The sequence below is a fragment of the Kitasatospora sp. NPDC057500 genome (assembly GCF_042802195.1).
Lineage (GTDB): Bacteria > Actinomycetota > Actinomycetes > Streptomycetales > Streptomycetaceae > Kitasatospora.
Genome location: NZ_JBHVER010000005.1, coordinates 31,096 through 52,743, shown reverse-complemented (window position 1 = coordinate 52,743; position 21,648 = coordinate 31,096). Strand labels below are relative to the sequence as shown.

General features: G+C 68.4%; 19 protein-coding genes. 10 read left to right on the top strand and 9 right to left on the bottom strand.

Annotated elements, in window-relative coordinates; genetic code table 11:
* Nucleotides 1-144 precede the first annotated feature (144 nt).
* Nucleotides 145-7,293: a polymorphic toxin-type HINT domain-containing protein gene (locus ACFU74_RS02230; protein ID WP_380750381.1), complete on the top strand. Its 7,149-nt coding sequence runs from the start codon at nucleotides 145-147 to the stop codon at nucleotides 7,291-7,293.
* A gap of 4 nt (nucleotides 7,294-7,297) precedes the next feature.
* Nucleotides 7,298-7,588, top strand: a complete 291-nt coding sequence (locus ACFU74_RS02225) for a barstar family protein (RefSeq protein WP_380750378.1) — start codon at nucleotides 7,298-7,300, stop codon at nucleotides 7,586-7,588.
* Between the two features lie 93 nt (nucleotides 7,589-7,681).
* On the opposite strand, the gene ACFU74_RS02220 is transcribed toward ACFU74_RS02225, so the two are convergent.
* The 6 genes from ACFU74_RS02220 to ACFU74_RS02195 all read right to left on the bottom strand — a co-directional run bounded on the left by ACFU74_RS02220 (nucleotide 7,682) and on the right by ACFU74_RS02195 (nucleotide 13,401).
* Complete coding sequence (locus tag ACFU74_RS02220) at nucleotides 7,682-8,989, bottom strand: tyrosine-type recombinase/integrase (protein WP_380750375.1); 1,308 nt, start codon at nucleotides 8,987-8,989, stop codon at nucleotides 7,682-7,684.
* On the bottom strand, nucleotides 8,989-9,171 hold the full coding sequence (locus tag ACFU74_RS02215; RefSeq protein ID WP_380750372.1) for a helix-turn-helix domain-containing protein: 183 nt from the start codon (nucleotides 9,169-9,171) through the stop codon (nucleotides 8,989-8,991). Before ACFU74_RS02215 ends, ACFU74_RS02220 begins: the two co-directional genes overlap by 1 nt.
* A 23-nt stretch (nucleotides 9,172-9,194) precedes the next feature.
* A complete protein-coding gene (locus ACFU74_RS02210) occupies nucleotides 9,195-10,643 on the bottom strand; it encodes a replication initiator (protein ID WP_380750369.1) in 1,449 nt (482 codons plus the stop codon).
* Nucleotides 10,644-10,785: 142 nt separating this feature from the next.
* Entirely contained in the window at nucleotides 10,786-11,520 is a 735-nt protein-coding gene (locus ACFU74_RS02205; protein ID WP_380750367.1) for a DUF2637 domain-containing protein, read from the bottom strand.
* 41 nt (nucleotides 11,521-11,561) lie between these two features.
* The gene (locus ACFU74_RS02200) at nucleotides 11,562-12,971 is read right to left on the bottom strand and encodes a cell division protein FtsK (RefSeq protein ID WP_380750364.1); all 1,410 of its coding nucleotides are present in this window, start codon (nucleotides 12,969-12,971) and stop codon (nucleotides 11,562-11,564) included.
* Nucleotides 12,972-13,068: 97 nt separating this feature from the next.
* Complete coding sequence (locus tag ACFU74_RS02195; protein ID WP_380750361.1) at nucleotides 13,069-13,401, bottom strand: hypothetical protein; 333 nt, start codon at nucleotides 13,399-13,401, stop codon at nucleotides 13,069-13,071.
* A gap of 196 nt (nucleotides 13,402-13,597) precedes the next feature.
* Between ACFU74_RS02195 and ACFU74_RS02190 the strand changes: the two genes are divergently transcribed.
* The 6 genes from ACFU74_RS02190 (at nucleotide 13,598) to ACFU74_RS02165 (ending at nucleotide 18,175) form a co-directional block, all read left to right on the top strand.
* The gene (locus tag ACFU74_RS02190; protein WP_380750358.1) at nucleotides 13,598-14,686 is read left to right on the top strand and encodes a GntR family transcriptional regulator; all 1,089 of its coding nucleotides are present in this window, start codon (nucleotides 13,598-13,600) and stop codon (nucleotides 14,684-14,686) included.
* Nucleotides 14,687-15,281: 595 nt separating this feature from the next.
* The gene (locus ACFU74_RS02185) at nucleotides 15,282-16,529 is read left to right on the top strand and encodes a helix-turn-helix domain-containing protein (RefSeq protein ID WP_380750356.1); all 1,248 of its coding nucleotides are present in this window, start codon (nucleotides 15,282-15,284) and stop codon (nucleotides 16,527-16,529) included.
* A 194-nt stretch (nucleotides 16,530-16,723) separates the two neighbouring features.
* On the top strand, nucleotides 16,724-17,071 hold the full coding sequence (locus tag ACFU74_RS02180; protein WP_380750353.1) for a hypothetical protein: 348 nt from the start codon (nucleotides 16,724-16,726) through the stop codon (nucleotides 17,069-17,071).
* Nucleotides 17,072-17,110: 39 nt separating this feature from the next.
* Complete coding sequence (locus ACFU74_RS02175) at nucleotides 17,111-17,323, top strand: hypothetical protein (protein ID WP_380750351.1); 213 nt, start codon at nucleotides 17,111-17,113, stop codon at nucleotides 17,321-17,323.
* A 169-nt stretch (nucleotides 17,324-17,492) separates the two neighbouring features.
* Nucleotides 17,493-17,891, top strand: coding sequence for an RNase A-like domain-containing protein (locus ACFU74_RS02170; protein ID WP_380750348.1), 399 nt, complete (start codon nucleotides 17,493-17,495; stop codon nucleotides 17,889-17,891).
* Nucleotides 17,891-18,175 carry a contact-dependent growth inhibition system immunity protein gene (locus tag ACFU74_RS02165; RefSeq protein WP_380750491.1) on the top strand — a complete coding sequence of 95 codons (285 nt, stop codon included), beginning with the start codon at nucleotides 17,891-17,893 and terminating at the stop codon, nucleotides 18,173-18,175. Before ACFU74_RS02170 ends, ACFU74_RS02165 begins: the two co-directional genes overlap by 1 nt.
* 78 nt (nucleotides 18,176-18,253) lie before the next feature.
* On the opposite strand, the gene ACFU74_RS02160 is transcribed toward ACFU74_RS02165, so the two are convergent.
* The 3 genes from ACFU74_RS02160 to ACFU74_RS02150 form a co-directional block, all read right to left on the bottom strand.
* Nucleotides 18,254-18,730 (bottom strand): hypothetical protein, encoded by a 477-nt coding sequence (locus ACFU74_RS02160; protein WP_380750346.1) that lies wholly within the window; start codon nucleotides 18,728-18,730, stop codon nucleotides 18,254-18,256.
* Between the two features lie 252 nt (nucleotides 18,731-18,982).
* On the bottom strand, nucleotides 18,983-19,792 hold the full coding sequence (locus tag ACFU74_RS02155; protein WP_380750343.1) for an alpha/beta fold hydrolase: 810 nt from the start codon (nucleotides 19,790-19,792) through the stop codon (nucleotides 18,983-18,985).
* A gap of 94 nt (nucleotides 19,793-19,886) precedes the next feature.
* Entirely contained in the window at nucleotides 19,887-20,315 is a 429-nt protein-coding gene (locus ACFU74_RS02150) for an ATP-binding protein (RefSeq protein WP_380750341.1), read from the bottom strand.
* Nucleotides 20,316-20,485: 170 nt separating this feature from the next.
* On the opposite strand from ACFU74_RS02150, the gene ACFU74_RS02145 reads away from it, so the two are divergent.
* Complete coding sequence (locus tag ACFU74_RS02145) at nucleotides 20,486-21,346, top strand: helix-turn-helix domain-containing protein (protein ID WP_380750339.1); 861 nt, start codon at nucleotides 20,486-20,488, stop codon at nucleotides 21,344-21,346.
* The gene (locus tag ACFU74_RS02140; RefSeq protein WP_380750336.1) at nucleotides 21,343-21,576 is read left to right on the top strand and encodes a DUF397 domain-containing protein; all 234 of its coding nucleotides are present in this window, start codon (nucleotides 21,343-21,345) and stop codon (nucleotides 21,574-21,576) included. The genes ACFU74_RS02145 and ACFU74_RS02140 overlap by 4 nt, the downstream gene beginning before the upstream one ends.
* Nucleotides 21,577-21,648: the final 72 nt, after the last annotated feature.

Sequence of the window (21,648 nt, the reverse complement as noted above, 5' to 3'; positions counted from 1 at the left end):
CGCTTCGACCGTGGCGCGGCCTTGTCGGTCTGACGCCACGTCGGCATCAACGATCGAGGAGATTCTGCGGTGGGGGCTTTGCCTGCCCGGATACGGGCTGGAAGTTCGACAAGACGCCGATGGCGTTCACCAGTGGTGGCGACGATGGTCGCCCTGGCACTGACGGGTGTGACCGTGCCGCCGGCGGTGGCATGGACCTATCCCGAACCGGAGGGACAGGTTTGGAGCCCTCCCAACGCTCCGCGGGAAGGAGCGGCGGTATCGGTGGAGGGGAGCGACGCCCCGCCGCCGGACCGGACGTCAGCTGACCGGGCCTCCGACTGGAAGCCCGAGGTCGCGCCGGCGGTCGTGACCGGGTCCGCGACCGTCGTCATCGGCGCCGACAGCGCGGGGGCCAAGGCCGCCCGCTCGGCCACCGGCGGCGCATCGCCCGCCTCCGGCGGCGCCGGAGGCGCCAAGGCCGGCGATCTGGCCGTACGCGTCGCCCCCGGAAACGGTGGCGGCGAGAGCGCGCACACGGTCAACGTCCAGGTGACCGCTCCGGAGGCGGGCAAGGCGGCGGGTGTCACCGGTCCGCTCATCGCCGTCTCCGACGCCGACGCATCGGCGGCGGCCGGCGACGGTCGCGGCGCCAAGGTCTCGTTGGACCTCAAGGCGCTGCAGGCCGGCGGGTGGTCCGACCGCGCCGCGCTGGTCACGCTGCCCGCCTGCGCGCTGACTACGCCGGAACGGTCCGAGTGCCGCACCCAGACGCCGGTCGCCGCCCAGGCCGACGGCCCCGGGTCGGTCAGCGCCGAGGTGACGCTGCCGGCGGCCACCCGGTCCGATCAGGCGCAGGTTGGCACCGGAGCGGGTAAGGCATTGTCTCTGGCCGAGGCCGGGCCGCTCTTGGCAACCGGCTCGGCATCCCCTGCGGGCGTGCCTTTGGTACTGACCGCGCTGCCCGCTCCGTTCGGTGCCGGCGGCAACTACAAGGCGACATCGCTCTCACCCTCCGCCGGGTGGAACGCCGGTTCCAACTCGGGGAGCTTCACCTACAACTATCCCGTCCCCGTCCCTCCGGCCCTCGGCGGCGTGGCTCCGGTCGTGGCACTCAACTACAACTCGGCGGCGGTGGACGGCAAGACGTCGGCGACCAACTCCCAGTCTTCCTGGGTCGGTGACGGCTGGGGCTACGAGCCCGGGTTCATCGAGCGCTCGTACAAGGGTTGCGACAAGGCGGGCGTCACCAGCTCCGCCGACCTCTGCTGGGGTGGCCAGAACGCCACCCTGGCGCTCGGCGACCGATCCGGCACCATCGTGCGCGACGACGCCACCGGCACCTGGCATCTGCAGGACGACGACGGCTCCAAGATCGAACAGCTCACCGGCGCGCCGAGAAGCGGAAGCGACGTCAGCTACCAGGACATGGAGTACTGGCGGATCACCACGCCGGACGGGACCCAGTACTACTTCGGGCTCAACCACCTGCCCGGCGGGGACGGCACCGACCCCGCCGCCAACTCGGTCCTGACCACGCCGGTGTACTCGCCCAAGAGCGGCGACCCCTGCTACAACGCGGCGACCGGGAACGGCTCCTGGTGCCAGATGGCGTGGCGCTGGCAACTCGACCACGTCGTCGACCCCCATGGCAACCTGACGACGTACAAGTACGCGACCGAGGGCAACAACTACAGCCGCGGCGGGGCCCCGGACAGTAGCAAGGGCGCGCTCACCGCCTACCAGCGGTCCGCTCACCTCCGCGAGATCGGCTACGGCCAGCGGCTCGACGAGCAGAAGGCCGCCAGGGGCGCCCTCAACCCCGCGTCGAAGGTCCTCTTCACGGTCGCGGAGCGCTGCCTCCCCTCGGGTGCGATCACCTGCGCCGAGGACCAGCGCACCACCGCCAACGCCGACTTCTGGCCCGACGTCCCGATCGACCAGATCTGCGCCGGCTCCGGCACCTGCACCAACTACGCACCGACGTTCTTCACCACCAAGCGGCTGACCTCCATCTCCACCCAGGTTCTCGTCGGCGGCACCTACCGCACCGTGGACACCTGGGCGCTCAGCCAGTCGCTCGCGGAGCCCGGGGACGGCACCAAGAAGACCCTGCAACTGGACTCCGTCCGGCGGACCGGGTCCAACGGCCAGACGCCGGTCACCCTCCCGCCCGTCACCTTCACCTACCGGATGGTGCCCAACCGCGTCGACGGCCTGGTGCCGCCGGAGCACATGTTCATGCGCCCCCGGATCCAGGGCATCACCACTGAGGCCGGCGGCCGGATCAACGTCGTCTACAGCGACCCCGAGTGCTCCCGGGTCAACAACCGTATGCCCGCCTCCGAGGTCGACAACTCGATGGCCTGCATGCCGGTCAAGTGGTACCTGCCCTACCAGGGCATGCCCGGCCAGGACCCGGTTCCGGTCAACGACTGGTTCAACAAGCCGCTCGTCAAGGTCGTCACCGAGCAGGACCTCGTCAGCACCCCGGCGGTCGGCAAGACGACGGAGTACACGTACAACGGCGGCGCCGCCTGGCACCGCAACGACGCCGAGTTCACCGACCCGAAGACCCGCACCTGGGACCAGTTCCGCGGCTACCAGTCGGTGACCACCACCACGGGCAGCGGCTCGTCGAGCGAGGCTCCCAAGACCCAGCAGACGACCACCTACCTGCGCGGCATGCACGGCGACTACCTCGCCAACGGCACCGACAAGCGCAACGTCCAGGTCACCAGCCCGCTCGGCGGCACCGTCACCGACGAGGGCTGGCTCGCCGGCCGCATCGTGGCCACCGAGAACTACGACCGGGCCGGCGGAAACCTCCAGTCCGTGTCGGGGCAGTTGTACAGCGGCCAGCAGATCACGGCCACGCACGCGCAGACCGCCGGGGCGCCGCAGATCTTCGCCCGCTACTCGGACTCCCAGGTAACGGCGGTCTCCAAGGCGAAACTCGCCGACGGGAGCTGGCGCACCGCCAGTGCGACCACGACCACCGATCCGGCCCACGGGAACCGGGTCGTCCAGGTCAACGACAAGGGAGACGGTACGGCCGCCACCCCCGAGACCTGCACGACCACGAGCTACGCCACCAGCGACAACCCGCTCCTACTCTCCCTGGTCTCCGAGCAGATCGCGGTCCAGGGCACCTGCGGCACCAAGCCGACGGCGGCCAACACGATCAGCGGCAGTCGCACCCTCTACGACGGCAAGGCGTTCAAACTCGCCGGCGCCCTGGGGGATCCGACCAGCACCCAGGCCCTCGACCACTTCGACCAGGCCGGCAACCCCGTCTACGTCCACACCTCGAGCGCGACCTTCGACACCTACGGCCGCAGCACGACCAACGCGGCGGCCGACGGTTCGGCCTACGACCGCGAAGGCGCCCAGCTCAGCGGACCCACGGTCACCCCGGCGATCACGACGGTGGCGCTCACTCCGGCCACGGGCGCCCTGCCCAGCGAGGTGAGGACGACCGGGCCGATGGGCGCGGGATGGACCACCACCCTCGTTCAGGACCCGGCTCGTGGCCTGCCACTCACCAGCACCGACATGAACGGCCGTGTCACCACGGCGCAGTACGACGCCATCGGCCGCATCACGGCCGTCTGGGTACCGGACCGCCCGACGAACGCACTCCCGAGCAAGACGTTCGCCTACTCCGTCAAGGGTACGGCGGGTCCGTCCGCCATCACGACGAAGTCGATCAACGATGACGTCGCCACCTACCAGACGACCATCGAGATCGTCGACGGATCCGGCCGTCCCCGGCAGACCCAGAGCATGAGCACGGCCTACCCGACCGGGCGGCTGATCACGGACACCGTCTACGACACCCACGGCTGGGTGATCAAGACGTCCAACCCGTACTACGAGAAGAACTCGTTCCCCACCGAATCCATCTTCCTGCCAGTGGGCGACGGCCAGATCCCCGGCCAGACCTGGAACACCTACGACGGCGCCGGGCACCTGGTGCGCTCGGAGTTCCGCTCTAACGGCAACCTCCAGTGGGCCAGCACGATGGCCTACCCAGGAGCGGACCGGACCGACACCACCCCGCCCGCCGGAGCCACACCGACCTCGATCGTGACCGACGCCCGGGGCCGGACCACGGCAGCCTGGGAGTACCGCACCAGCGCGGCCACCGGCAACCCGGCCGACGCCGACATCACGACCTTCGCCTACACGGCCGGCGGACAGACCGCCGGGCGCACCGACAGCAGTGGCAACAACTGGAGCTACACCTACGACCTGAGAGGACGGCAGGTCTCCGCGGCCGACCCGGACACCGGGACCAGCCAGACCTTCTACGACGCGAAGTCCCAGATCGACCACACGGTCGACGCCAAGGGCCAGGTCCTGGCGTACACGTACGACCTGCTCGGCCGGAAGACCGGAAGCTACAGCGGCAGCGTCACCCCGGCGAACCAGCTGGCGTCCTGGAGCTACGACACGCTGGCCAAGGGCCTGCCGACCTCCTCCACCCGCTACGTCGGCGGAGCCGGAGGTCCGGCCTACACCACGGCCGTCACCGGTTACGACACCGGCTACCGGGCCCTGGGCACGTCGATCACCATCCCCAGCGCCGAGGGGGCCCTCGCCGGCACCTACACGACCACCAACACCTACAGCAAGGGCCTGGGCTTCCTCAAGACCAGGAGCATCCCGGCCGCCGGCGGCCTGCCCGCCGAGACCGTTTCCTACGGCACGACCATCACCGGTCTGCTCACCTCGGCCGCCAGTAGGGGCCAGGCCGTCATCCCCCGGATCACCTACGACCCGATGGCCCGGCCCCTGGAGACCACGGTCGGCGCCTACGGGTCCCAGGTCGTCTCGATCCGGCAGTACGACTGGGCCACCGGGCGGGTCATCAACTCGTTCGTCTCCCGCCAGACCGGCACCGTCGCCACCGACCAGACCAGCTACACCTACATGCCCTCCGGGCGCATCACCTCGGTCAGCACCATCCAGGACGCCGCGAGCACCGACACCCAGTGCTTCACCTACGACCACCTGGGCCGGCTGACCAACGCCTGGACGGACACCCAGGGCGTGCACAGCGTCCCCGACTGGACCGACTCCTCGGGTGCCGTCCACGGCACCGGCAGCTCCACCAGTGTGCCCGGCATCGGCGGCTGCAACAACGCCAACGGCCCGGCACAGGTCGGCCCCGGCGGGCGCAGCGTCGGCGGTCCCGCCCCCTACTGGCACACCTACAGCTACGACGCCAGTGGCAACCGAACGGGCCTCGTCCGCCACGACATCTCCGGCAACAGCCTCAACGACACCACCACTACCCAGACCTTCGGAGCCGCCCAAACCCGCAACACCCCCACCAGCGCACCCAACACCGGCGGTGGAACCGGAGGGCCGCACGCCCTCCTGACCTCCACCACCACCGGGCCCGGCGGGACCAAGGCCGTCAGTTACCAGTACGACGCCAAGGGCAATACCACCGCCATCACCGACACGGCCGGCACCACCACCCTGACCTGGAACGGCGAGGACAGGCTCGCCTCCCTCACCAAGACGGCGGCCGGCGGCACGACCAGCTACCTCTACGACGCCGACGGCAACCAGCTCATCCGCCGCAACCCCGGCAAGACGACGCTCAACCTCCCCACGGACGAGCTCACGCTCGACACCGCCACCGGTTCGATGAGCAACACCCGGACCGTGGCCTCCGCCGGTGGTCTGACCTATCTGCGCGTCACCGCGCCCATCGGCGGCGGCACCGTCCTCATCCAGGCCGCCGACCCGCACGGCACCAGCAGTCTGCAGATCAACACCACCAGCGGACAGCCCGTCACCCGCCGCCCCACCGACCCCTTCGGCAACCCGCGCGGCAGCCAGCCCCCGGCCTCCAGCTGGGCAGGCAGCAAGGGCTTCGTCGGCGGCACCAAGGACGACACCACCGGCCTCACCAACCTGGGAGCCCGTCAGTACGACCCCACCACAGGCCGCTTCATCAGCCCCGACCCCATTCTCGACGCAGGCAACCCGCAGCAGTGGAACGGCTACGCCTACAGCGAGAACGACCCGATCAACCGCAGCGACCCCAGCGGCCTCGCCAGTCCCGAGTGCGGCCCGCTCTACAACTGCAGCGGGTCCGGCAACACCATCACGATGAAGAACAAGGAGGAAACAAGCGAGTATGTCGATTCCACAACCCAGCACCGATACTACGAGACAATCAAGGACGACAGTCAATCCGTAACCCATCAATGGATTCGCAAGCAAAAGCTCAAGAACGCGGGACTCTCTGACGAAACATTTGGTCAATTCGCCTCAAGGGTGAAGAAAAAGGTCAAAGAGATCAGCGGCTTGAGTTCTATTGAGGACTGCGCGAAGAAGAAGGACTCAAAAAGCTGCGCCTCCGCCCTTGAGGTCGTTGCCGGTTACGCTACCCAGAGCCGGTGGCTAGACCTTGCAGGGCGGGCCCTCTTCGGCACCCTGACTCGGAAGGGAACGATTCCCTGCCAGCACAGCTTCCCTCCGGACACGTTGGTTCTCATGGCCGATGGAAGCACCAAACCCATCGGAGAGATCCAGCCCGGGGATAAGGTCAGCGCGGCGGACCCGCAGACCGGCCAGACTGCATCGAAGGTAGTCACAGATAAAATCGTCACCCCGGATGATTCCACATTCACCGAACTGACGCTCACAGCGGACGAAGCCGACCAGAACGGGTCGTCGACCACCACTCTTGTATCAACCGCGACCCACCCCTACTGGAACGAGACCGCGCAGCGCTGGACTGAAGCGGGATCCCTCCAGCCGGGCGACCAACTGAGTGCAGTTTCGGACCATCCGATCCTGGTGATCGCGACACGCACCTATGCTGCGCAGCCTCAGCGCGCCGACGACCTCACGGTCGATGACTTCCACACGTACTATGTACTCGCCGGAAATACGCCGGTGCTGGTGCATAACTCGACATGCATTCAGTTGGGGAATAATCTCGCTGCCGCGGAGGCTGCAAATCCGCTGATCGAGAGCCTTCAGCAGACGGGCGGACTTCCGTCCAACTATGTGACCAAGGCCCAGGCTGCGGCGGCGGGCTGGAAGCCCGGAAAGGCGCTAGGCAACAGCATTCCCGGTGGGCAGATAGGTGGCGATGTTTTTGAGAATACGAACGGCGTTGTCCCCCCGGCTCCGGGGCGCACCTGGCAAGAAGCGGACTTGGGCCTCAATCCCATGATGTCAAGGGCGAAGCAACCCGGCTGGCGTCTTCTCTATTCGAATGACGGTCTAGCGTATGTCACATCTGACCACTACGAGACCGCCTATCAGCTGCCGAACTGGAGGTAAGAGAGTGCGGGTCACCATTGATGGGTCGCTGATCCGATCCGAGTCGGACCTGCATGATGCTCTGGCAAGGGAACTGGATTTCGGCCCATACTATGGGAGGAATCTCGATGCCTTGTGGGATCGTCTCTCCACGGATGTGGAGCGCCCCGTTGAGCTCATCTGGGAAAACTTCGAGGCCAGTAAGACCCTCTTGGGCATTGAAGTATTTGAGAGGATTTCCTCAGTGTTGATCAGGGTTATGGATCAAGACGAATATTTCGGGCTAGATGAAAGATTCACGGTGCGCTTTGAATAGCGGATAGCCGGGACATAAATCGAAGAAGCCCCGCCGGAGGATGCTGATCCGGCGGGGCTTCTTGCCGTCTGACGGCAGTAGTTGACGGCAACGTCAGCGGACGGATGCTGCACAGAGCGGCGGATCGTCGCCGTCGTCGGGGTCGGTGGCTGTCCCGGAGGACTGTCCGAGAGTGCGGCCGAGGAGGTCGATGGCGTCGCGCTGGAGGCGGAGGCGGACGTGTGCGTAGACGGTGGCGGTGACGCCGATGTGGGCGTGGCCGAGGAGTTCCTTGATGACGACGAGTTCGACGCCCTGTTCCAGGAGGAGGGTCGCGGTCGAGTGCCTCAGGTCGTGGAAACGGATCCGGCGGAGGTGTGCTCGGCGGAGGAGTGCGTTGAAGTGGCGGGTGAGGGTTGCGGGTTCGATGGGGTGGCCGTCGGGCCGGGTGAAGACGTGGCCGCTGTCCACCCAGCCCGCGCCGGCCTGCTTCTTCTCCTGGGCCTGCTGCTTGCGGTGGGCGTGGAGTGAGAGCAGGCAGGGGGCCGGGAGGGCGATGCGGCGTTCGGAGCTGACTGTCTTGGTGGGGAGGGTGGTCAGGTCGCCGGTGCGGGTGCGCTGGAGGGTGCGACGGATGCTGGCGGTGCCGCTGGCGTGGTCGAGGTCGTCCCAGCGCAGGCCGAGGAGTTCGCCCTTGCGGAGTCCGGTGCGAAGGGCGAGTTCGAACAGTGCGTGGAGGCGGTGGCCCTGGGCGGCGGCGAGGAAGGTGCGGGCTTCGTCGGCGGTGAGGGGTTCGAAGCGGCGGGGCCGGGGTGTGCCGGTGCGGACATTGCGGGCGACGTTGCGCGGGATCTCTTCCTCCCGGACGGCGTGCTCCAGGGCGGACTTGAGCACGGAGTGGATGTAGGCGAGGGTCAGCGGGGAGAGCCGCGTGCCGCAGCACGTACCGGTCGCGCAGCAGCGGGGCTGGTCGCGGGCGGCATCGAGGCCGCGGGCGCAGCACTGGCAGGTGGTGCGGAGCTGGTTGAGCCATGTGCGGACATCCTTGGCCGAGAGCTTGGCGAGCTTCTTCTTGCCGAGGCCGGGGATCAGGTAGCGGTTCGTGCAGGCGGTGTAGCGGGTGTGGGTGTTCTCGCGGAGCTGGTGGACGGCGACGTTCTCCAGCCAGTACGTCAGGTACGCCCCGAGGCTGCCCTGGGCGGAGACCACGGGGACGCCGCGGTTGCTGGTGGCGATCTTCTCGGTGAGCTTGGCGAGAGCTTCCTTACGGGTGATGCCGTAGACACGGACGCGCTTGCGGGTGTCGCCGGGGGCGAGGACGTAGCCGGCGGCTTCCCAGCGGCCGTCCTTGCGCTGGTAGACGGTGCCGTCGCCGTTGGCGCGGCTGCGGCGGGAGGGGCTGTCGTCGCGGGGTGTGGTCATCAGACGGCGTCCTGTTCGAGTCGGGTGCGGATGAAGTCGTTGAGGGCGTGGGCGGGGATGCGGCGGGCGCGGCCGAGGGTGATGGAGGCGAGTTGCCGGGAGCGGAGCAGGTCGTAGACGGCGGAGCGGCCGAGTTGGAGGCGGGCCATGACCTGGGGGACCGTCAGCAGGTCTTCGCTCATGCCCGGTCCAGGGAGCAGAGCGCTCATGAAGGGCCGCCCTCTGCGGTGAACCGCCGTTCCAGTTCTCTGCGGTGCCACACGGCGGCGGCGAGGAGTTCCGCGCCGGGGCTGTAGCCCGAGCCGTGGTAGGCCCAGTGGCCGATGACGAGGGTCGTGCTCGGGTCGAGGTCGGGCAGGCCGGCGTACGCGCGGGCCTGTTCGGTGCGCCAGGCGCGGCGGGCCTCGCGCAACAGGCCGAGGGTGACGGAGTAGCAGCGGGACTTGGTGGAGAAGTGGCCCCGGAAGCCGAGCATGTGCGCCCACTTCCAGAGCTTGAGTGCCTCGAACTCCGGGCGCTTGCCCAGCTCCCAGCAGGTGCGGATCATCTGCCGCACGTGGCGTTCGACGGCGAGGCGGGGCAGGGGTCGGGCGTGTCCGGTGCCGCCGCAGGCTGTGCACTGGAGCGGGGTTCCGTGGCCGGTCCGGGTCATGCCGCGTCCCTGGCAGGGGCGGCAGAACAGGGCGCGGTCGAGAGCGCCGGATGAGTCGGCGGACTTGGTGGCGTACTTGGCCACGTAGGCGGCGACCGCGTGATCGGTGAGCTCGGCGTCGGTGCCGAAGGCGGCGATCTCGCGCACGTCGAGCTGTTCGCCCCAGGCGAGTTCGCGTTCCCCGACGGCGTCCGAGACGACGCTGATCGAGACGCGGATGGCGGCGGCCCGGATGGCGTCGGCGAGCAGGGTCACGGTGGCGGAGGGTGGTGGGGGCTGGGTGCTGCCGTCCGGGCCGTCGAGGCGGATCACGGCGTGGAAGTGGACCAGGCCGCGCTTCTGGTACTCGGCGACCTTGGCGAAGGAGACCCGCAGCACCGCGCGGGCCGCCTTCTGGGTCAGGCCGAGCCGGGCGGCGATCTCACGGTGCAGGTAGATCGTGAAGCGAGCCCACAAGGCTCCGGCGTGGGCGTTGAACAGCACCGCGCCCGGGGAGTCGTAGGTCTTCGGGTCCAGCGGGGTGCCGAGCAGCGCGTCTGTGGGTTCGTGGCGTTTGCCGCAGCGGCAGGGCCGGAGGGCGCCGCTCGTGTCGGTGGGGCGGTTGTGGACGGGGCCGAAGGACGGCGCGGTGAGGGTGGTGAACACGCGGGGGTGAGAGCGGACGGTGTCCGGCACGCTCTTGCCGCCGGTCAGGCCCGCCCGGATCAGTTGGAACGTGTCGGCGGCGTAGACGCGGGAGCAGGCCGGGCAGCGCGAGGCGCGTCGGTTGCCGCAGGCCGTCAGCAGGTTGCCCGTGGGTTCATCGGCGGTGGTGTAGGAGCGCAGTACCTCACCGGTTGCCGTGTCGATGGTGGTGGTCTGGCCGAGCAAGCGCACGGGTTCGGTGCAGCCGCCGAGGCGGTCGATCTGCTGGTGTGCGCGGTCGAAGTCGGGCAGGTTGACCAGGTGGATCAGGTCCCGCAGGGCGGGGCTTGCCACGTGGCGCAGGTCCAGGGCGACCATGTCGGAGCGTGTCCCTTCTGTCGGGCGGGGTGGCCCCGAGTAGCAACCAGCCAGTCAGGAGAACGTGTTGGTGCTGCTCGGGGCGTGGGAAGCCGAGCCCGGTCGGGCGGGGTCGGTCAGGTGGGGAAAAGGCCGGCGGGGCTCAGGCGGAGAGCTGAGCGTGTGCGGCGGTGGCCAGCGGCAGCGTGACGCCCAGGCGGGCCTTGAGCTGACCGGGCGTGATGTGGTCGCCCTGTTCGGCGTGGTGCGTCTCGGCGATGCGCCGGGCAGCGATCAGCAGGGCCTCAGGGACGGCCGGGAGCGAGGCGGGCGCGGTCCTCTTGGCCGGCACGGGAGCAGGCTCAGGCTCAGCGGCGAGGATCACGGCCAGGGTAGGCGCCGACTCGGAGGCCGGTGCGAGGTCGAGCGATGCGAGCGGGTCCGGCAGGTGTTCCACGGCCGGAACCGGGACGGGGGCCTCCGCCGGGTTCGGGGTGCTCAGGGCGTGGAAGTGGCGGAGGAACTGGGGGCCGACCTGGCCCCAGCCGAGCAGAAGGAGCGGGGCGACCGCATCGACGGCGGCACGGCCGTAGTGTCCGGCCGCCAGGGGCTCGGCGACGTTCAGAGCCAGGGTCAGCAGGCCGCACAGGTGCATCAGACGGGTTGCCGCCGTCAGCTCCTCCTGCGGGACACCGCGCAGGGACAGCAAGCGCAGACCGACGAGGAGCCCGATCACGGACAGGTCAACCATGGGGGCGATCAGCGGCGCGACCGGGTGTGGCACCCCCAGGCGCAGGGCCAGTGCCCAGACGTTGCCGAAGGAGAACACGAACGCCAGCAGGGCGATGACCGCCATGACCACGGTCACGGTGCGCTGTGTGAGGCGATCCTCGGTCATCAGGCCAACTCTCCTTTCTTGATAGCGGGTTACATGGGCCGTCAGGCTGCTTCGGTCATCAGGGTGTCGGCGTCGTCGTCCATGAAGGCGGGCTTCCAGTCGACCGGGCCCGGGTAGACGTCGAGGTACGCGGCCGGGTCTTCGGTCAGGTGGGCGGTGTCGTCGGCGATCCGGGCCGCGTCGGCGTCGGACACGTACGGGGTGCGCACGCGGGTGAAGCCCGGACGGCCCTGCACTCCCATGGAGGCCACCCCGACGTAGGCCGGGTCCTGGAGGTTGACCGGGTTCGCGGCCGGCCAGTTGCGGATGTCGTCCCCGAGCGCGGCGACGGAGGCTTCCGCAGTCTTCTGCGCGAAGGACAGTCCCAGCGGGCAGACGTCTCGGATGAAGGTCGGGATGGCGTCGCCGGTGGCCTTCTGGGTGGCCAGGATGACCATGATTCCGACGCTTCGGCCCTTCTTCACCAGGTCCTCGACCAGTCGGGTGTTCTCCGTCGACAGGGCCGCCAGCTTCTTCGTCTCGGCGTCGTTGCCCTTGTACTCGCGGAAGTAGGTGTGCGCTTCGTCGATGATCAGGATCGTCAGCGGCCAGATGCGGGACGGTCCGACGTGCCACATGTTCTTCACGCCCAGGACGGTGCGGATGGACGAGGACCGGCCCCGTCGCAGCTTCACCATGCGCTTGAACAGCGCGTTGGCTTCCGCCAGGTCGTCACCCGCGAAGGCGAACAGGCGGGGTGTCAGATCGGCATAGTCCCCTTCGTGGGCGGTGGAGACCTTGCCGTCCGCCACGGCGAACTGAACCGCCTCGGAGGGGGCCAAGTCGCAGATGAGCTTGTTGATCAGCGACGTCTTCCCGAAGCCGGGCAGGCCGGCCACCGTCACACCGGGAACGTTCGCCAGCGGCAGGCTGACGTCGTCGGCGTACTCGTCCAGCCCGAGACCCCACGTGTCCAGGCTCCCCGGCACCGTGCCCGTGGGGACGTGCTCGGTCGGCGTGATTAGCGGGTCCAGGCGCACGGCCCGGATCACCACCCGCCCGGGACCGTCCGGCAGCACGGAAACCCGAGTGCAGCGCCAGGCGTCGGCGAGGAAGCGCGCCGAGCGCTGGAACTCCTCCAGCCCCACCTTCGGCAGGCACTTGGCCCGCACCACCACCCCGAACCGGTCCGGCTTCACCTTGATCCGCGGAACCAGGACCCGCGGCTTGGGCGTCTCGCCCTCACGGCTGACCAACTCGGCCAGGAACGTCGGAGTCTTGTCGGTCACCGACAGGCCCGCCATCTTGGCGAGGCGCTCCCAGCCGAACCGGATGCGTATCCCCTGCCGGATGCTCGCCCGGGTCTCACGGTCCACCCGCAGGTACCAGACCAGGCCGACCACGGCCCACAGGGCCGCCAGGGCGAGCACCGCCCCGATCAGGACCGGGGCGATCTCGTTCACGTCCTTCACTTCACGCCTTCCACGTTGTAGATGAACCCGAGGGCGAACCGGCTACCGGTACCGGTCGAAATGAGCAGCGGATAGGCCAACATCCCTACAGCGCAGATCACTTGACTGCCTCCAAGCGGCCCGCCCGGTAGGCGATGCCCTCCGAGAGCTGGCCGTTGAAGATCCGCGCCCACGGCGTGGCGAACAGGTCCACCGGGCGCACCATGACGCCCGGCTTGAGCCCGTCGGGAAGGCCGGACTGGGGGACGGTGAGCTTCATGACCTCCGCGCGCCCCTCCTCCATGAGCATCACCGTGACCGTGAACAGGTGCTCGCCCGTCTCACGGTCGGTGGCGATCTCGCCGGTCTGCGGGTCCTTGATCTTCGGGGTCGCGTCGGTGCCCGTCATACAGACAGCAGAGGGCAGCAGTCCGACACGAATCCTGGTCATAGCCATGGCAGTTCCTTCGTTCAGGGGGTCACGTGTTCGACCCGCCAGAACCATAGCGCGAGGGTCGCACACGCGCAACGGTCATACAGTCGAGCAGTTTGGTGATGCGATACGCCCGCACTGTTGGGCCACTACGCCCGCTACGGGCGAGCGCACGGGCGTGTCATCCGTGCGGGACCGCCGCTACCCTCGGTGTATGACGTTGCCGCTCGAAGAGGACCCCAGGCCGCCGTACCTCCAGGCCGCCGATGTGCTGCGTGCCGAGATCCTCGAAGAGCGGATCCGTCCCGGGGAGAAGCTCCCGTCCACGCGCACGCTCCAGGAGCGCTACGGGATCGCCAGCTCCACCGTCCAGAACGCCCTGCGCGTACTCAAGGACGAAGGGCTCGTCTACTCGGTCCAAGGGCGCGGCAGCTACGTCCGGAGCCACGAGAAGGAGTACCGGGAGAAGGCCATCCTGGAGGAGATCCAGCAGATCGCCGCCCAGGCCAAGGCGGAGCGGGCGCAGGCCAAGGACAGCACACAAGAGGCCCCCGCCGGCCCCGGAAACACTGAGCCGCCCATCCTCCAGGCGATCTGGGCCATCCGCGAAGCGATCGTCGAGGGGCGCCTGAAGTTCGAGGACAAGCTTCCCGATCCCATCAAGCTCCAGCTGATGTTCGCCACCGACAGCGAAGCCGTCGAACGAGCGCTTTGGCACCTGGCACACGAGCACCTCGTCCACCGCACCCCCCGAGGTTCCCTCACAGTCGCCCTCACTGGCGGCGGGCGCAACAACCTGCGGCGCACGATGCTTGCCCGAGCCCGCGTCGAGTCCCTACGGCACGCCGCCGAACGCGAGGGCGAAACGCTGGCCGACGACTTCGCGCTTGAGGAGCCGGTGGAAGAGGACTCCCGGCCGCCCTACATCCAGGTCGCCGACATCCTGCGTAGGGAGATCCTTGATGGCGAGTTGAAGCCTGGCAGCCAACTGCCGGCCGCGCGAGCCCTCCAAGAGCGCTTCGGAGTTGCCAGTTCAACCGTCCAGAACGCCCTGCGTCTCCTCAAGGGCGAGGACCTGATCTACTCCGTCCTCGGCCGCGGCAGCTATGTCCGCAAGACGCAGGCGAGCAAGGCCCCGGACCCTGACACACCAGTCGAACGTGTCAAGGAGGCCCCGAGAGCGGAACGCGACGCCGAGGAACTCATCCGCTTGCGGAAGCAGGTGGCGCAGCTCCAGAAGACGCGCCATCAACTGGAAGCCGAAGTCAGGCGCCTGACCAAGGAACTTGAGCAACGAGGGTAGGCCAGGACAAGGACGAGCAGGGCCGACGGCTGAGCTGTTGAGCTGTTCAGAGTTTCTTTACTGGATCAAGGCGGCCCGCTGTCGCGGGCCGCGCGCGCTCCGGCCCGGCGGGGCCGCCGCCCGCTCCTGTCTCCGCCCCGCTCAGCGGCACCCCCGCCCGTCCGGGCGCGCAACACCAGCGAGAGCAGCGCAGTCCGCAAGTCTCTACGTCACCCCTTGCCCTCCCTCCGAGGGACCGGGGGCCGAGCACTGGTGCGGCACCGTCGTGGTGAATGGTCGCGGGTCGTGCCCCTCGCCGGCCGGTCCCCGGAGGCGTACCAGGAACCCCCGGGGACCGCCAAGGCCGAGCGCCAGCGTCACGACGTGAGCCTTGGCGGCCCCCGGAGAACCCTGGTCCGGCGAAGCTGCCCGACCGACGAGGGACCCGTCCCGCTCAGGCCCGCAGCCTGCCGGAGGCTCCGGCGCCGCGCCGCTCCAGTAACCGCGTGCCCGGCGCTGCGTGTGGCGGTGGGTCACTGTCTCGGGTGGGTATCTGCCTGGAGAGCCCAGTCAGTTCGCCCACCAGGCGTACCGTGGCGCTGGAGGTGATGAGCAGATGACGATGGAACTCGCGGACAACGTACGGAAGTACCGGCGCCGCGCCGGGATGAGCCAGGAAGAACTCGCCCACGCAGCGGGCCTGTCCCCGGCGACCATCCGGAAGGTCGAGCAAGGCGGAACGGTCCGCATGGAGACGCTTCACGCTCTGGCCCGCGCTCTGGGCATCCCCACGGCGGCACTCGTCGCGTCCGACGCACCGGAGCCCGTGGGGCGGGCGGAGGAGCCGAACCGGCTCAACCTCATCCAGCTTCGCGCCGCGCTCACCCCGGCGGTGGGGCTGGTGGACCAGGACGCCCAGGCCGTGGGCGAGGAACCGAACCTGCGTGCCTACGCGCGAACGGTTCGAGACGCGCGGGTGCTGTACTTCTCCGACAGCTACAAGAGCGTCGCCGCCCAACTGCCCGGCCTGTTGCGGGACGCCGCGCGGGCCGTCGCCCACTACGACAGCGGCGAAGAGTACCAACAAGCCCTGCTCGCCCGCGCCGAGGCGTTGCGCCTGGCCGGCACCTACCTCACGCAGGTGAGGCAGTACGACATCGCCTACACGGCCCTGCGAGGAGCCATCACGGACGCGCGGGAGGGTGGGGACCTGCTCGCGGCTGGCTCCGGGGTCGGCTGCATGTGCTGGCTGCTGGTGCGGCAAGGCCGGCTGGAGGAGGCGGAGCGGATCGCCGCCCAGAGCATCGACGTGGTGGAGCCGAAGATCACCGGCGCCGAGCCCGACCACTACGCGGTGTGGGGCGGTCTGGCCATGGAGGCCGCAGCCGCGGCGGCACGCAACAACCGCCCGGACGAGGCCAAGGAGTACCGCAGGGCAGCGCGGGTGGCGGCAACCGCCGTCGGCACGGCGCACCGCAACGTCTCCCGGCACTGGTCCGTCTTCGGACCGGTGACCGCCGCCATCAAGGCACTCGAAGACTCCATGGTCGTCGGGGACGCCCGCGCGGTGGTGCGCAAGGCGGGCAAAGAGGTCGAGCTGTCACCGAAGGCATGGAAGCGACTGGGCAGGCCCAGCACGAACGACGGGAACCGCTTCACCCTGGACATGGCGCGCGCCCACACCCGAACCGGAGACCTGTCGGCCGCCATGGACGAGCTCACCCGCGCTCGTGAAGCCGCCCCCGAGTGGCTGAGGCACCAGAACTCGGCAGCCGAGACCATGCAGGAGATCCTGAGCAAGCGCAAGCGCACCCTGACCAGCGACATGCGCGAGATGGCCGGCTACCTGGGCGTCGTCGGATAGCTACTACGTAGCGTGGCAGTTAGCGGACCTTGCGTTGCTATTTGCCCTACTGGGCCCGTGGATTGACATGTAGTCAGGTCGTTACGGTCGCCGTGTCCTGTTCCAGCGACCAAGGCCGGAGATCCACCATGGGCATGCCGAGGAGCGACGCGGACCGTCTGCGTCGCAGGGAGTTGCACGAAGCGGCGTCGGGCATGGCGGGACCCCGCCTGCTGCCATGGGCCACCGAGGACGGACGCCCCTGCTACCTGAGCACCGACGGCAAGGGCTACATCTCGACGCTCGCCGACAGCATCGAAACCGTCCAGCTCGACATGGGTCAGGACCTGCTGGAGTACGCCCGGGGCGCCCTGGCCCCCGGAGCCAAGGCGCAGTCGACCGTCGAGTACCGCTGGCTCGCCTGCCGGCTGACCGAGGCCCTGTCGGACGCGCTCAGGGTCGCCCAGTCACGCGGAGAGCGCATCCCGGAGCCGCAGCAGGAGGCGGCCGAGGAGGGCGAACTTGCGAACGCCGGCCCCCTTGATGGGAACGGGGAAGGCTGATGGGGCAAGGCCACCCGCTACCGCTTCCGCGAGTACCACGTGACCACCGCGACCGACCCCATGGCGCTGCCAACCTTCGAGGCGATCTGCGTCACCGGCGAAGAGCGGAACTGCGCCGCCGCGTCCGGCGAGATGCACACCCCCGAGGAACTCACCCGCTGGATCGCCGGACACTGCGCGCAGACCGGCCACCAGTCGTACGAGCAGACCACCCGCACCATCGTCCGCGCCGAGCCCGGAGCTTGGCAGTAGGATCACGCGCGCCGCCGTCGGCGAGGGCGATTGGTCTACACATCTGACGGCAGCGGCGACGGCAACAACCACGGACTTCAGCGCACATCCACGGACACCAACGGACCGTCAAACCATCGTTGACCTGCGAAAAAGCAGGTAGAGAGGGGCCGTGTAGCACACGTACTATGTGCTGGCGGGGCAGACTCCAGCACTTGTTCACAACAGCAACTGCAACCTTGCTCAGCATGAAGCTGCGGGTGGCCACGCGATCGCGCGACATGTCGGCAAGACTGATGCTGAACTGGCGGCCCGCAACATCCGCTACTCCTCAACGTTCACCGATTTGGCAGCAGCAGAGAGGGCTACGGGCGGAAATCTTGCCGCCAATCAAGGGCAGATCTCTCAATGGCTTTCGGGGAATGGAAGGCGACTGGTGATTAACGGACCGATGAATGCCGCGGATGGGAGGGCGTATGAGCGTGCCACTCAGCGAATCCTCTCCCCTTCGGGGGTGGCCACCGTCCTGCAGCGGAATCCTTCGATGCCGAGCGGGTACCAAATCGTCACCTCCTACCCGAGTCCGTGATGAACATGGAAAAACTTCAATACCTCGCACAGGCGTATTTCCATCAAGATTACGATCTGGAGGCAGAGGAGCCTATCCAGATCTTGACGGAGTTCCGAGACGGTGAACCTCCCGAGGTGGTCGAGGAACTGAGAAATTCTATGGAAAGGGTGTTGAGTTCGGGTGCGCGTGAGGAGGAGTTGGCTGCGCTTTGGCTCGATAGGGCTGGAGCCTGCTACGACCCGCGCCAGGACGGGCTAGAGATGTCCGTCTGGTTCCGTCAGATGATCGACGCGCTTCTGTAGCACAGGCAAAGCGAGAGGCCCCTCCGAGGGATCCGGAGGGGCCTCTCTGCTGTCTAACGGTAGTAATTAACGGCAACGTCAGCGGACGAGGGCTGCGCAGGGTAGCAGTTCATCGTCGTCGCCGTTGGCCGTCTGGGTGATCGCCCGGCCATTGAGTGCGGTGCTGAGGGTGTTGATGGCTTCGCGTTGGAGGCGGAGTCGGACATGTGCGTGGACAGTGGCGGTGACGCCGATGTGGGCGTGGCCGAGGAGTTCTTTGATGACGACGACCAGGTCGCAGATGAGCTTGTTGATCAGCGATGTCTTACCGAAGCCGGGCGAGCCGGCCGTGGTCACGCCGGGAACGTTCGCCAGGGGCAAGCTGACGTCGTCGGCGTGCTCGTCCAGCCCAAGCCCCCACGTCCAAGTTCTTCGGCATCGTCCTGTGGGCAGGTGCTCGGTCGGCATCCTGAGCGGGTCCAGGCGCACGGTCCGGATCACCAGCGCGCGGGGCCGTCCAGCAGCACGGACGCCCGCGTGCACCGCCAGACGTCGGCGAGGAAGCGTGCCGAGCACTGGAACTCCTCCGATCTGACCTTCGGCAGGCACTCGCCCGCACCACCACCCCGAACCGGTCCGGCTTCACCTCTATACGCGTCTATGCGCGGCACCAGGACACGGGGTTTCGGAGTAAGTCTCGCCTTCACGGTTGACCAACTCCGCAAGGAAGGTCGGAGTCTTGTCAGTCACCGACAGACCGTTCGTCGGCGGGGCCTCGTCGCAGATGGGGGGCGTGCGGCGGGGTGGTGCGCGCCCCCGGTTTGGGGGTCACTCCAGGGCGCGGGGGAGGGTGGCGCGGACCCAGGATTCGGGTTCCGTCAGATGCGGAGCGTGACCGGCGTTGCGGTAGAGGTGGCGTTCGGGCTTGGGGAGGGAGAGGTCGATCAGGTCGAGGATCTCGCCGTACATGGGCTCGCTGTCGTCGCTCTGGGTGAGGAGGACGCGTTCGGTGAAGCGGTTGAGGGCGGTGAGGTCGAGGTCGAGGGCGTCCGGGTCGCGGAGTTCGTCGAGGTACGTCGGCGCGTTGCGGATGTAGGTGTGGCGGACCGGCGCGGGGAGTTGTTCCCACGCCCCCGGGCCGAAGGCGATGGTGTCGACGAAGCGCTCGGCCGCCGCCGCCGATTCGGCCTGTTCGAGGAGTTCACGGACGGCCGAGATCCGTTCGGCGAAGGCCACGCCGAGGGGTCGCAGCTCCGGGTCGGCGAGCAGGGTGCCGGTAGCGGGTGGCTCGTGGACGGCCACGCCGCGCAGCAGGTCCGGGCGGGCGGCGGCGAGGCGGAGGGCGATCAGACCGCCGTAGGAGTCGCCGCAGACGTAGGCCGGCGCGAGCCCCAGGCCGACGATCAGGGCGGCGAGGTCGGCGGCGTCCTCGTACACGGAACCCTGGGTGAGCAGGTCCTCGCTGCGGCTGTGCCCGCGCCGGTCGTAGGCGACGGCGGTGGTCTCCTCCGCGAGCCCCGGCAGGACGCGCGCCCAGCTGTCGGCGTCCGTCCAGGACCCGTGCACCAGCACCAGCCCCGGCCCGGCACCCCTGGTCTCGTAGTACAGCGACACCCCGTTCGCCCTGATCTCGGCCATCGCGAGCCTCCCGACCTCGGCCGTGTACCGGCAATGCCCCACCCACCAGCGTGACACACCCCCGTCACACCGGTCGGATGAGCGGAGGAGTCGGTTACGGAGGGCAGCGGCTGTCGAGCAGCACCCGCACCCACACGCGCTTTCCGCAACCCCGGCGGACGATCACGCCGAAGTCGAAGGCGAGTTGGCGGACCAGGTCGATGCCCCGGCCGCCTTCGTTGAAGCGGCGCGGCAGGCGCTCCCGGAGCGGGAGGTCGTGCCGGGGGTCCCAGACTTCGAGCCGGCAGTCACCGTCGAACTCCTGGAGGTAGAGCCGGACTTCGCCCTGCCCCTGGCAGGCATGGACGACGGCGTTGGTGACCAGTTCGGAGGCAATGAGGACAAGGTCGTCGACCCGGTCCCCGGACCACCCCCAGGCGGTGAGCTGGTCACGGATGTGACGGCGAGCGGTCCGCACCGAGGAGTTGTGCTCGGTGAGGGAGGCCTCCCAGGTGCGGAGGACGGGTCTGCGGAGAGTGGACATGGCAAGGCCCCTTCAGGAGCGTGTCCGTTCGGTCACGTTGAGTGTGGGGCATCCCAAATCGAAACTGCAACAGCATTGCTCGAAGAAATTAATTGATCTTGAAGCAGACTTGAGTACGCGGCCTCGATCTGGTGAGACTGGACACCCATACCCGAAGGGAGGGGCGCCACTTGAGCAAGCAACTGTCGGCGATCAGGCAGATCCGTCTCGGCGACGAGCTGCGCGCCTGGCGGCTGGAGAACAACAGGACCCTTGTCGACATGACGGACGGCCTGAAGGGTTGGAGCCCCGGTCGGCTGAGCAGAATCGAACGAGCGCAACAACAGATCACCCGCGCCGACCTCGCCAAGCTGCTCGACCACGCCGGTGTCACGGGTCAGGATCGTGAGGATCTGGAGAGTCTGCTCGGCGACGGCCCGCCCAAGCAGTGGTGGCGCGACCTGGACTACGCGGAGACCATCACGCCGGCCTTCGCCGAGTACCTGGCGTTGGAAGCCGACGCATCACACATACAGAACTACTTCCCATCCGCGTTCCCCGGTCTCGTCCAGACCGAGGGCTACGCGCGCGAGATGATCGCGGCGGGCGTCGATGCACCCAATGACGAGCTCGTCGAGGCCGGAGCCGAGGTCCGCGTTCTCCGTCAGCGACGGCTGACCGAGGACCCGAGGCTCGACTTCAAGGCCTACTTCGGCGAGGTTGCTCTGCTCATCGCGGGCGACCAAGCGGTTCTGGCCGACCAGATCCGGCATGCGATCAAGGTCGCCAACTACCCGAACGTGACCTTGCGCATGGTACCGCTGAGCGCCGGGCGGCCCGGCGTTCTGGCCTCGGGAATTACCCTGATGCACTTCCCTGACGACCACTCCGACGGCTTCGTCTTCGTGGAAGCCATCGGCGGTATGCTCCCCAGGAGAACGGGACGCGACGTCAAGCGGGCCGAGAGGACCTTCGTGCGCGTCGAGCAGTTCGCGTTGTCGCCGGAAGACACCATCGCCGCCCTCGAACGCAAGCTGGAAGAGCTGACGTGAGCAAGAAGCACGACCCCTACGCGCACGACCCCGCCGACGCCGCCTGGAGCAAGTCCCCCTTCTCCGCCGAAGGCAACGGCGACTGTGTGATCATCGCCCGCTTCCCCAACGGCGACGTCTGGCTCGGCGACGACAAGAACCCTGGCCGACCGCACCTCGCCTTCGACCACTCCGAATGGGCCGCCTTCGTCAAGGCCGTCGAAACCCACTCCCCCGACTTCACCGCCTGACCCGGAGTGGGGGGGGGGGCCCCCCCCCCGGCCCCCCCCCCCGGCGCCCACCCGAAAACACCCCCGGGCCCC